The 12309-nt window shown below is 61.2% G+C and carries 10 protein-coding genes; all 10 read left to right on the forward strand.

Annotated features, from left to right (window positions below):
• The first annotated feature begins 29 nt into the window (after window positions 1-29).
• Window positions 30-2108 (forward strand): NADH-quinone oxidoreductase subunit NuoG, encoded by a 2079-nt coding sequence (nuoG, locus tag LPJGGPFB_RS09165; protein ID WP_173421003.1) that lies wholly within the window; start codon window positions 30-32, stop codon window positions 2106-2108.
• 20 nt (window positions 2109-2128) lie between these two features.
• A complete protein-coding gene (gene nuoH, locus LPJGGPFB_RS09170; protein ID WP_077498487.1) occupies window positions 2129-3172 on the forward strand; it encodes an NADH-quinone oxidoreductase subunit NuoH in 1044 nt (347 codons plus the stop codon).
• 64 nt (window positions 3173-3236) lie between these two features.
• Window positions 3237-3728 (forward strand): NADH-quinone oxidoreductase subunit NuoI, encoded by a 492-nt coding sequence (nuoI, locus tag LPJGGPFB_RS09175; RefSeq protein WP_112809906.1) that lies wholly within the window; start codon window positions 3237-3239, stop codon window positions 3726-3728.
• A 137-nt stretch (window positions 3729-3865) separates the two neighbouring features.
• Window positions 3866-4480, forward strand: a complete 615-nt coding sequence (locus tag LPJGGPFB_RS09180) for an NADH-quinone oxidoreductase subunit J (protein ID WP_173419679.1) — start codon at window positions 3866-3868, stop codon at window positions 4478-4480.
• Between the two features lie 28 nt (window positions 4481-4508).
• Entirely contained in the window at window positions 4509-4817 is a 309-nt protein-coding gene (gene nuoK, locus LPJGGPFB_RS09185) for an NADH-quinone oxidoreductase subunit NuoK (RefSeq protein WP_025426592.1), read from the forward strand.
• Window positions 4818-4824: 7 nt separating this feature from the next.
• Window positions 4825-6819: an NADH-quinone oxidoreductase subunit L gene (nuoL, locus tag LPJGGPFB_RS09190; RefSeq protein WP_173419680.1), complete on the forward strand. Its 1995-nt coding sequence runs from the start codon at window positions 4825-4827 to the stop codon at window positions 6817-6819.
• Window positions 6819-8330: an NADH-quinone oxidoreductase subunit M gene (locus LPJGGPFB_RS09195; RefSeq protein ID WP_173419681.1), complete on the forward strand. Its 1512-nt coding sequence runs from the start codon at window positions 6819-6821 to the stop codon at window positions 8328-8330. The genes nuoL and LPJGGPFB_RS09195 overlap by 1 nt, the downstream gene beginning before the upstream one ends.
• Window positions 8331-8349: 19 nt before the next feature.
• The gene (gene nuoN / locus LPJGGPFB_RS09200; RefSeq protein ID WP_173419682.1) at window positions 8350-9795 is read left to right on the forward strand and encodes an NADH-quinone oxidoreductase subunit NuoN; all 1446 of its coding nucleotides are present in this window, start codon (window positions 8350-8352) and stop codon (window positions 9793-9795) included.
• The gene (locus tag LPJGGPFB_RS09205; RefSeq protein ID WP_173421004.1) at window positions 9795-10559 is read left to right on the forward strand and encodes a biotin--[acetyl-CoA-carboxylase] ligase; all 765 of its coding nucleotides are present in this window, start codon (window positions 9795-9797) and stop codon (window positions 10557-10559) included. The genes nuoN and LPJGGPFB_RS09205 overlap by 1 nt, the downstream gene beginning before the upstream one ends.
• Before the next feature lie 23 nt (window positions 10560-10582).
• Complete coding sequence (locus LPJGGPFB_RS09210; RefSeq protein WP_173419683.1) at window positions 10583-12250, forward strand: ribonuclease J; 1668 nt, start codon at window positions 10583-10585, stop codon at window positions 12248-12250.
• Window positions 12251-12309: the final 59 nt, after the last annotated feature.

Here is a 12309-nt window from a genome sequence, read left to right on the forward strand (position 1 = left end):
ACGGATGGAAGACAGGATTGAGTACGAAGATGGCAAAGCTGAAAGTCGACGGAAAAGAGATCGAGGTCCCGGATCATTTCACGCTGCTTCAGGCGTGCGAAGAGGCCGGCGCCGAGGTTCCGCGCTTCTGTTTCCATGAGCGGCTGTCGGTCGCCGGTAACTGCCGCATGTGTCTGATCGAAGTGAAGGGAGGGCCGCCCAAGCCCGCCGCTTCCTGCGCCATGGGCGTGCGCGACCTGCGTCCCGGTCCGAACGGCGAGACGCCGGAAGTCTTCACGACCACGCCGATGGTCAAGAAGGCGCGCGAAGGCGTCATGGAATTCCTGCTGATCAACCATCCGCTCGATTGCCCGATCTGTGACCAGGGTGGCGAATGCGACCTGCAGGACCAGGCGATGGCCTTCGGCATCGACAGTTCGCGCTACCAGGAAAACAAGCGCGCCGTCGAAGACAAGTATATCGGCCCGCTGGTCAAGACGGTGATGAACCGCTGCATCCATTGCACGCGTTGCGTCCGTTTCACCACGGAAGTTGCTGGCATTGCCGAACTCGGCCTGATCGGTCGTGGCGAAGACGCCGAAATCACCACCTATCTCGAACAGGCGATGACCTCCGAGCTGCAAGGCAACGTCGTTGACCTCTGCCCGGTTGGCGCGCTGACCTCGAAGCCCTTCGCCTTTACGGCGCGTCCGTGGGAGCTGAACAAGACCGAATCCATCGACGTGATGGATGCGCTCGGTTCGGCCATCCGCGTCGATACCCGTGGCCGCGAAGTGATGCGCATCATGCCGCGCGTCAACGAGGACATCAACGAAGAGTGGATCTCCGACAAGAGCCGCTTCATCTGGGACGGCCTGAAGACCCAGCGTCTCGACCGTCCTTACGTCAAGAAGGATGGCCGCCTGCAGGCGGCCAGCTGGAGTGAGGCGTTCGAAGCGATCAAGGTCGCCGTTGCCGCGACGTCCGGCGACAAGATCGGCGCCATTGCCGGCGATCTCGCGTCCGTCGAAGAAATGTATGCGCTGAAGGAACTGCTGGCTTCGCTGGGTTCAGAGAACATCGACTGCCGCCAGGATGGCGCAGCACTCGATCCGTCGCTCGGCCGCGCCAGCTACATCTTCAACCCGACGATTCAGGGCATCGAAAGCGCAGACGCGCTGCTGATCATCGGCTCGAACCCGCGCTTCGAAGCATCCGTTCTCAACGCCCGCATCCGCAAGCGTTACCGGATGGGCAACTTCCCGATCGCCGTCATCGGCGAGCCGGGTGAACTGCGCTACGAATATGAATACCTCGGTGCAGGCACCGACACTTTGGCCGAACTCGTGTCCGGCAAGGGCAAGTTCGCAGCCACCTTGAAGGCGGCGCAGCGTCCGATGATCATCATCGGCCAGGGCGCCGTCGCAGGGGAGGGCGGTGCTGCCGTACTCGCTGCTGCGGCGAAGCTCGCAGGCGCCGTCGGTGCAGTGACGGCGGACTGGAACGGCTTTGCCGTTCTGCACACCGCAGCGTCGCGCGTCGGTGGTCTCGACCTCGGCTTCGTTCCGGGCAAGAACGGCAAGACGGCCGCCGAAATGGTGTCCGCCTCCGACGTTCTCTTCCTGCTCGGCGCCGATGAGATCGATCTGGCTGGCCGCAAGGGCTTCACGGTCTACATCGGCTCGCACGGCGACAACGGCGCGCACGCTGCCGACGTCATCCTGCCGGCCGCCACCTACACCGAAAAGTCCGGGACCTGGGTCAACACCGAAGGCCGCGTCCAGATCGGCAACCGCGCCGGATTCGCACCGGGCGACGCCCGCGAAGACTGGGCGATCATCCGTGCGCTTTCCGACGTTCTCGGCAAGAAGCTGCCCTTTGATTCGCTTGGCGAATTGCGCTCGAAGCTCTATGCGGCGCACCCGCATTTCGCCGATGTCGACGCAATCGTTGTCGGCAGTGGCGACGAAATTGCCGCACTTGCTCAAAAAGCCGGTGAGATGGGCAAATCCGTGTTTGCGTCTCCGGTCAAAGACTTCTATTTGACGAACCCGATAGCGCGCGCATCCGCCGTCATGGCCGAATGCTCGGCATTGGCACGCAACAACTTCAAAGCTGCGGCGGAATGAGCGCGAGGGAATAGAGTATCATGGACGCTTTCATTTCGACCTATGTCTGGCCTGCGATCATCATGGTCGCCCAGTCGCTGCTGCTGCTGGTCGCGCTGCTGCTTTTCATCGCCTACATTCTACTCGCCGACCGCAAGATCTGGGCTGCTGTCCAGCTTCGCCGTGGACCGAATGTGGTGGGCCCCTGGGGTCTTTTCCAGTCCTTCGCCGACCTTTTGAAGTTCGTCTTCAAGGAGCCGGTGATTCCGGCTGGCGCCAACAAGGCAATCTTCCTGCTCGCACCGCTCGTCTCCGTGACGCTGGCGCTGGCCGCTTGGGCGGTGATCCCGCTCAACGCCGGCTGGGTGATCGCGAACATCAACGTCGGCATCCTCTTCGTGTTCGCCATATCTTCTCTTGAAGTTTATGGCATCATCATGGGCGGCTGGGCGTCGAACTCGAAATATCCCTTCCTCGGCGCGCTCCGTTCCGCCGCACAGATGGTCTCTTACGAAGTCTCGATCGGTTTCGTCATCGTCACCGTTCTGCTCTGCGTCGGCTCGCTGAACCTGACGGATATCGTCAATGCGCAGAGCAACGGCATCGGCACGAACCTCGGTCTGCCCGCATCGTTCCTCGACTGGCACTGGCTGGCGCTGTTCCCGATGTTCGTGGTGTTCTTCATCTCGGCACTTGCCGAAACGAACCGTCCGCCCTTCGATCTGCCGGAAGCGGAATCCGAACTCGTCGCCGGCTTCATGGTCGAGTACGGCTCCACGCCCTACATGATGTTCATGCTCGGCGAGTACGCGGCCATCTGCCTGATGTGCGCGCTGACGACCATTCTCTTCCTTGGCGGCTGGCTGCCTCCGGTCGACGTCTGGTTCCTGAACTGGGTCCCGGGCATCATCTGGTTCGTTCTCAAGGCATCCTTCGTGTTCTTCATGTTCGCGATGGTGAAGGCTTTCGTTCCGCGTTACCGCTACGACCAGCTGATGCGTCTCGGCTGGAAGGTCTTCCTGCCGATCTCGCTCGCAATGGTCGTGATCACTGCATTCGTTCTCAAGCTGACGGGAGCCGCATGATGCTGGCTTTCGCTTGGTTGCATACCGCTGGCCGCTCTGAGGCCAGCAAGTCTGGAGGTAAATGATGGCCGGTCTTTCGCACGCCGTCAGCTCGCTGTTCCTCAAGGAATTCGTTGGCGCGTTCTTTCTGTCGATGCGCTACTTCTTCAAGCCGAAGGCGACGTTGAACTACCCCTTCGAAAAGGGGCCGGTCAGCCCGCGCTTCCGTGGCGAACATGCGCTGCGCCGTTATCCGAACGGCGAAGAGCGTTGCATCGCCTGCAAGCTCTGCGAGGCGATCTGTCCTGCCCAGGCCATCACCATCGAGGCCGGCCCGCGCCGCAACGACGGCACCCGCCGCACGGTGCGCTACGACATCGACATGGTGAAGTGCATCTATTGCGGTTTCTGCCAGGAAGCCTGTCCGGTCGATGCCATCGTCGAGGGTCCGAACTTCGAATTCGCCACCGAGACGCGCGAAGAGCTGTACTACGACAAGGACAAGCTCCTCGCCAACGGCGACCGTTGGGAACGGGAAATCGCACGCAACATCGCAATGGACTCGCCTTATCGCTGAGGCCGCTGCGTGGTGCCGCCCCTGAACGGCGGCACATGTGAAACAGTTTGGGGCAAAGGCCGGACACGCGTCCGGCTTTGCCAGTGGAGTGGGGCTGCAAGAGCCTCACGCCGTGCAAGACGAAAAAGGCACCGATCATGGGTCTGCAGGTTCTTTTTTTCTATCTCTTTGCCTTCATCGCGGTGGCATCGGCATTTATGGTCATTGCGGCCAGGAACCCCGTTTATTCGGTGCTGTTCCTGATCCTGACCTTCTTCAATTCGGCGGGCCTGTTCCTGCTGGCCGGCGCCGAGTTCCTGGCGATGATCCTGCTCGTGGTCTATGTCGGCGCGGTAGCGGTGCTGTTCCTCTTCGTCGTCATGATGCTCGACATCGACTTCGCGGAGTTGCGCGCCGGCGTGCTTGAATATGCCCCGGTTGGTGCGCTGATCGGTCTGATCCTCGCCGCCGAGCTGATCATTGTCGTTGGCGGCGCGACCTTCTCGCCGGAGATTGCCAAGGGCATTTCGATGCCGATCCCGGCGATTGCCGATCGGACGAACACGGCCGCGCTCGGCGACGTGCTCTATACCCACTATGTCTACTTCTTCCAGATCGCGGGCCTCGTGCTGCTGGTCGCCATGATCGGCGCCATCGTGCTCACGCTGCGCCATCGCACGAACATCAAGCGCCAGAGCATTCCGCAGCAGGTTGCCCGCACGCCCGAGACCGCCGTCGAGGTGGTCACGGTCAAGCCCGGGCAGGGCATTTAATTCGGACGCGAGGTCGAGGAACTAAAAAATGGAAATCGGAATTTCCCACTATCTCACCGTCAGCGCCATCCTGTTCACGCTTGGTGTCTTCGGCATCTTCCTGAACCGGAAGAACGTCATCGTCATCCTGATGTCGGTCGAACTGATCCTGCTTGCGGTCAACATCAACATGGTCGCCTTCTCGTCGTTCCTGAACGACATCACCGGCCAGGTGTTTGCCCTGTTCATTCTGACCGTCGCGGCCGCGGAAGCCGCCATCGGGCTTGCAATTCTCGTCGTCTTCTATCGCAACCGCGGCTCGATCGCTGTTGAAGACGTCAACATGATGAAGGGCTGATTGGGCTATGGATACCATCATCAAGGCTATCGTCTTCCTGCCTTTGATCGGCTTTCTGATCGCCGGCCTTTTCGGTAACTCGATCGGCGCCAAGGCTTCCGAATTTGTCACCAGCGGTTTGATGATCGTGACCGCCGCATTGTCGTGGTTCGTCTTCTTCCACGTTGCGCTCGGCGAGCAGGAACTGATCAAGGTGTCGGTGCTGCGCTGGATCCAGTCCGGCAGCTTCGACGTCGAATGGGCGTTCCGTGTCGACACGCTGACATCGGTGATGTTCGTGGTCGTCAACACCGTGTCGACGCTCGTGCATGTCTACTCGATCGGCTACATGCACCACGATCCGCATCGTCCGCGCTTCTTCGCCTATCTGTCGCTGTTCACCTTCGCGATGTTGATGCTGATCACGTCTGACAACCTCGTGCAGATGTTCTTCGGCTGGGAAGGTGTGGGTCTCGCATCCTACCTGCTGATCGGCTTCTGGTATAAGAAGCCGTCGGCGAACGCTGCCGCGATGAAGGCCTTCATCGTCAACCGCGTCGGCGACTTCGGCTTCGCACTCGGCATCTTCCTCGTCTTCGTGCTCTTCGGCTCGGTCAACTTCGAGACGATCTTTGCTGCTGCCCAGACCTACCTGCCGGCCGAAGGTGCCGCAGCAGGGGAGGCGGTCATCACGCTGTTCGGCATGCACCTCGACAAGGCCGATGCGATCACCGCTGCCTGCCTGCTGCTCTTCATGGGCGCGATGGGCAAGTCGGCGCAGTTCCTGTTGCACACTTGGCTGCCGGACGCGATGGAAGGCCCAACCCCGGTTTCGGCCCTCATTCACGCCGCGACCATGGTCACCGCCGGCGTCTTCCTCGTTGCCCGCATGTCGCCGCTGTTCGAACTGTCGCCGGATGCGTTGACCGTTGTCACACTGATCGGTGCGATCACGGCCTTCTTTGCCGCGACCGTCGGTCTCGTTCAGAACGACATCAAGCGCGTCATCGCCTATTCGACCTGCTCGCAGCTCGGCTACATGTTCGTGGCACTCGGCGTCGGCGCCTATGGCGCGGCCATCTTCCACCTCTTCACGCACGCCTTCTTCAAGGCGCTGCTGTTCTTGGGCGCAGGCTCGGTCATCCACGCCGTCGATGGCGAACAGGACATGCGCTACATGGGCGGCCTTCGGAAGCACATTCCGGTCACCTACTGGATGATGTTCATTGGCACGATCGCGCTCACCGGCGTCGGCATTCCCGGCACGGTCATCGGTACGGCCGGCTTCTTCTCCAAGGACGCGATCATCGAATCGGCGTTCGCAGCCCATAGCGCGGTTTCCGGCTTTGCCTTCTCGATGCTGGTCATTGCGGCTCTCTTCACCAGCTTCTATTCCTGGCGCCTGACCTTCATGACCTTCCATGGCAAGCCGCGCGCTTCCTCGGATGTCATGCATCACGTCCATGAATCGCCGCAGGTCATGCTGGTGCCGCTCTACATCCTGGCCATCGGTGCCCTGGTGGCAGGCTTCCTGTTCCACGACTATTTCTTCGGTCACCATTATGCCGAGTTCTGGCAGGGTGCCTTGTTCACCTCGGCCGAGAACGAGATCCTCGAGGAATACCACCACGTTCCGCTGTGGGTTAAGTGGAGCCCGTTCTGCGCCATGGCCCTCGGCCTGATAACCGCCTGGTACATGTACATCCGCCGTCCTGATGTGCCGAAGTACCTGGCAGAGCAGCATCGCGGCCTCTACCAGTTCCTGCTCAACAAGTGGTACTTCGACGAACTGTACGACTTCCTGTTCGTACGCTCGGCCAAGCGCCTCGGCGTCTTCCTGTGGAAGGAAGGCGACGGCCGGGTCATCGACGGCCTCGGCCCGAACGGGATTGCGGCACGCGTGCTTGATGTCACCGATCGTGTCGTCCGGCTGCAGACCGGTTACCTCTATCACTACGCGTTCGCCATGCTCATCGGCATCGCAGCGCTTGTTACATGGATGATGCTCGGGAGTTCCTTCTGATGACCGATTGGCCCGTACTTTCCGCGGTCACCTTCATGCCGCTCGTCGGCGTCCTGCTTCTCTTGCTGACAAGAGAAGACAGCGCCTACGGCCGCCGCAACATCCTGAATGTCTCGCTGCTGACGACGCTCTTCACCTTCGCCGTCTCGGTCTATATCTGGTACCAGTTCGACAGCTCGAATCCGGGCTTCCAGATGACCGAGAAGCACGACTGGCTCGGGACCGGGATTTCCTATCATCTCGGTGTCGACGGCATCTCGGTGCTCTTCGTCGTGCTCTCCGCGTTCCTGATGCCGTTCTGCGTGCTCGCAAGCTGGTTCTCCGTTGAGAAGCGGCTCAAGGAATACATGATCGCGTTCCTGATCCTGGAAACGTTCATGATCGGCGTGTTCGTGTCGCTCGACATCGTGCTGTTCTATGTGTTCTTCGAAGCCGGCCTCATTCCGATGTTCATCATCATCGGTGTGTGGGGCGGCAAGGACCGCGTCTACGCCAGCTACAAGTTCTTCCTCTACACGCTGCTCGGCTCGGTGCTGATGCTGCTCGCCATCATGGCGATGTACTGGCAGGCCGGCACGACCGACATCACCGAACTGCTTGCCTATAACTTCCCGCGTGAAATGCAGACGTGGTTATGGCTCGCCTTCTTCGCGTCCTTCGCGGTGAAGATGCCGATGTGGCCGGTACACACCTGGCTTCCCGACGCACACGTTCAGGCGCCGACGGCGGGTTCGGTCATCCTGGCCGGCATCCTTCTGAAGCTCGGTGGCTACGGCTTCCTGCGCTTCTCGCTGCCGATGTTCCCGCTGGCATCCGACTACTTTGCGCCGTTCGTCTTCACGCTGTCGGTCATCGCCATCGTTTACACCTCTCTGGTGGCGCTGATGCAGACCGACATCAAGAAGCTGATCGCCTATTCGTCGGTTGCCCACATGGGCTACGTGACGATGGGTATCTTCGCCGCCAACACACAGGGCGTCCAGGGTGCGATCTTCCAGATGCTGTCGCACGGTATCGTGTCGGGTGCGCTCTTCCTTTGCGTCGGCGTGGTCTATGACCGCCTGCACACCCGCGAGATCTCGGCCTATGGCGGTCTCGTCAACAACATGCCGAAGTATGCCGTCGCCTTCATGGTCTTCACCATGGCGAACGTCGGTCTTCCCGGCACCTCAGGCTTCGTCGGCGAAGTTCTGACCCTCGTCGGCGCCTTCCGCGCCAACACCTGGGTCGCGTTCTTTGCGACGAGCGGTGTGATCCTGTCGGCGGCCTATGCGCTTTGGCTTTACCGCCGCGTCGTGTTCGGCGCGCTGGAAAAGGAGAGCCTGAAGGCGCTGCTCGATCTCTCGGGACGTGAAAAGGCGATCCTCTATCCGCTGGTGATCCTGACGATCTTCTTCGGTGTCTATCCGGCACCGATCTTCGATGCGACCGCAGCCTCCGTGGATCTGCTCGTCAACAACTACTCCGCAGCCCTGCAGGCAGCGCAAAACGTTGCGCTTTCGGTGCAATGACCACAGGACGTGATTGGACATGACTGCTGAAACCCTCCTCGCTAGCCTGCAGCTCTCGATACCCGAGTTGATCCTCGCGGTCGGTGCGATGGCGCTCTTGATGATCGGCGTCTTCGCCGGTGAAAAGTCGACCTCGACCGTCACCGGCCTTGCGGTTGCCCTTCTCATCATCGCCGGCCTCTGGCTCGTCCTGAAGACGGGCGAGGGCGAAGCTTACGGCGGCGCCTTCCTGTCCGATCCCTTCGCCAAGTTCATGAAGGTGCTGGCGCTGATCGGCTCGATCACCGCCATGGTGATGACGGTCGGCCATGCCCGTTCGTCGCAGATCGACCGCTTCGAGTTCCCGGTGCTTCTGGTGCTCGCCACCCTCGGCATGCTCCTGATGATCTCGGCCAACGACCTGATGTCGCTGTACCTGTCGCTGGAACTGCAGTCGCTGGCGCTCTATGTCGTCGCGGCCATCAACCGCGACAGCATCCGCTCGACGGAAGCCGGCCTGAAGTATTTCGTCCTCGGCGCGCTGTCCTCGGGCATGCTGCTTTACGGCATGTCGCTGGTCTACGGCTTCACCGGTCATACCGGCTTTGACGAGATTGCGGCTGCCCTGACTTCGACCGGCACGCCGTCGCTCGGCCTCATCTTCGGTCTGGTCTTCATTCTGGCCGGCCTCGCTTTCAAGATCTCCGCTGTGCCGTTCCACATGTGGACGCCGGACGTCTATGAAGGTGCGCCGACGCCGGTGACCGCGTTCTTCGCCGCTGCTCCGAAGGTTGCCGCCATGGCCATCTTCGTTCGCATCGTAATCAACGCCTTCGAGCCTGTCGTCGTTCAGTGGCAGCAGATCGTCGTCTTCATTTCGATCGCTTCGATGCTGCTCGGCGCCTTCGCGGCGATTGGCCAGAAGAACATCAAGCGCCTGATGGCCTATTCCTCGATCGGCCACATGGGCTACGCGCTCGTCGGTCTTGCTGCCGGCTCGATGGCAGGTGTCCGTGGCGTCCTGCTTTACATGCTCATCTACATGGTCATGACGCTCGGCACGTTTGCCTGCATTCTCGCCATGCGCCGCAAGGACGGCGAGAATGTCGAAAGCGTCGACGATCTCGCGGGCCTGTCGCAGACAAACCCCTTCATGGCCACGGTCCTGACGGTCCTGATGTTCTCGCTCGCCGGCATTCCGCCGATGGCAGGCTTCTTCGGGAAGTACTTCGTGTTCATGGCAGCGATCGAAGCGCACCTCTACGCGCTCGCGATCATTGGCGTGCTCGCATCGGTGGTCGGCGCCTATTACTACCTGCGCGTCATCAAGGTGATGTGGTTCGATGATGCCAAGGGCGAGTTTGCCCGCACGGCGGGCGAGCTTCGCCTGGTCTTCGGTCTCTCGGGCCTGTTCGTGCTTGGATACGTCCTGATCGGCGGTCCGCTCGGCGAAGCCGCTGAAGTCGCGGCTCGGACCTTCTTTTGATCGGCCTTGAAGGCGGCGGCCGGGGTTCGCTCGACGATTTCCGGCACGTCGCGCTCAATGAAGTCGGCTCCACAAACAGCGAATGCCTGACGCGGGCGCGCGAGGGAGACAGGGGAAACCTCTGGATCACCGCCGCCCGCCAGACAGGCGGACGCGGCCGACGCGGCCGGGCCTGGTTTTCAGAGCCCGGCAATCTCTATGCCTCGCTCCTCCTGATTGACCCGGCGCCGATCGAACTGCTGCACTCGCTGCCGCTGGCCGTGGCGGTGGCAGTTCACAGGGCCATCCGAAAGGTGATGCCGCTTGCCGGTGCGCCGGTCGAGATCAAGTGGCCGAACGATATTCTCATCGACGGCAAGAAGACCTGCGGCATCCTGCTTGAAGGCGAAAGCCTGGCAGACGGCCGTCGCGCGCTGGTTATCGGCTGCGGCATCAACATTGCTGTCACGCCGGACGAGGCGCTCTACCCGGTGACGTCGCTTCGCAACGAAGGCGCGTCGGTATCTCCGGACGAACTGTTTGCCCACCTGTTCCTGACTATGGCCGAAACGCTTTCCGTTTGGGACCAGGGCCGGGGTGTGGCACACATCATAGACCAATGGCGGGCGGCAGCGCGCGGCATCGGCGAGACCATTACGGTGAACCTGCCGGATCGGTCGCTTTCCGGCCGCTTTGCCGGTATTGATCAGGACGGCCGGTTGATGCTCGATACGGGCTCTAGCACGATGCAGACGATCGCCGCCGGCGACGTATTTTTCGGATAATCAAAACAAGGGCGCATCAAAACATGGCGCAAGAAGAAGAACTGGTGTTCTTGCCGCTCGGCGGCGTCGGCGAAATCGGGATGAACCTTGGCCTCTACGGCTACGGAAAACCCGGTAACCGGCAGTGGATAATGGTCGATTGCGGCGTCACTTTCCCGGGTCCTGAGCTTCCGGGCGTGGATCTGGTGCTGGCCGATATCAGCTTCCTGGCGGAAGAGCGCCGCAATCTCAAGGGCATCATCATTACCCATGCCCATGAGGATCACTATGGTGGTCTCAACGATCTCTGGCCGGGGCTGAATGTGCCGGTCTACGCTTCGCCGTTTACGGCGGGCATGCTGGAAGCTAAGCGCGACTTCGAAAAGAGCCGCGGCGAGATCCCGATCACGATCTTCAAGCAGGGCGACCGCATCAATGTCGGCCCGTTCGAAATCGAGGCGGTCGGTGTCAACCACTCGATCCCTGAGCCGATGTCGCTGATCATTCGCACGCCGCTTGGCGCGGTCGTTCATACCGGCGACTGGAAGATCGACCTTCAGCCGTCGCTCGGGCCGCTCACCGACGAGCAACGCTTCCGCAAGATCGGCGACGAAGGCGTGCTCGCGCTCGTCTGCGATTCGACCAATGCGCTTCGCGACGGCGTCTCGCCGTCCGAGCAGGAGGTTTCCGCCAGCCTGACCGAGATCATCTCCAAGGCCGAAGGGCGCGTGGCAATTACCACTTTCTCCTCGAATGTGGGACGTATCCGCTCGATCGCCGAAGCTGCGGAAGAGGCCGGCCGTGATGTGCTTCTTCTCGGTAGTTCGATGAAGCGCGTCGTCGCCGTCGCCCGTGATCTCGGCCTGATGGAAGGCATCAAGCCGTTCCTGGCTGAAGACGAGTTCGGCTATGTGCCGCGCGACAAGGTCGTCGTTATTCTGACGGGCAGCCAGGGCGAACCGCGTGCAGCGCTCGCCAAGATCGCCCGCGATGAGATGCGCAACGTTGCCTTCTCGGCCGGCGATACCGTCGTGTTTTCGTCGCGCACCATTCCCGGCAACGAGAAGGCGATCAACGACATCAAGAACGGCCTGATCGAGCAGGGCATTCACATCATTACCGACAGTGAAGCGCTGGTGCATGTGTCGGGTCACCCGCGCCGCAGTGAATTGCAGCAGATGTACCAGTGGGTCCGTCCGCAGATCCTCGTGCCGGTGCACGGCGAAGCCGCACATCTGACGGCACACGGTGAGCTTGGGCGGCAATCGGGTATCGCCAGCGTCCCGCGTCTTCGCAACGGCGAGATGTTGCGGCTGGCACCCGGTCCGGCCGAGGTCATCGATACCGTGCCGCATGGCCGGATCTACAAGGATGGCTCGCTGATCGGCGACTTCGAGGAGATGGGCATCGGCGAACGGCGCAAGCTCTCCTTCGCCGGACATGTCTCCGTCAACGTTGTGCTCGACAATCGCTACGACTTCCTCGGCGATCCGGACCTTGTTGCCATCGGCCTGCCCGAGTTCGACGACGAGGGCGAAGACATGGAAGACACGCTCTATGACGCGGTGCTCGGTGCTGTCGAAAGCATTCCGCGTGCCAAGCGCAAGGATCTGGCCATGCTCCAGGAGGCTGTGCGCCGCGCCGTGCGCAGCACGACCAACCAGATCTGGGGCAAGAAGCCCGTGGTGACAGTGTTCGTCACCAAAGTCTGATTTTCTCTGAGCCCCGGGCGTTGTAAACGTCCGGGGCTCTCTCGTCGTCGGAAGGTTGG

This window comes from Ensifer adhaerens, from assembly GCF_013283195.1.
In the GTDB taxonomy this organism is placed as follows: domain Bacteria; phylum Pseudomonadota; class Alphaproteobacteria; order Rhizobiales; family Rhizobiaceae; genus Ensifer; species Ensifer adhaerens_G.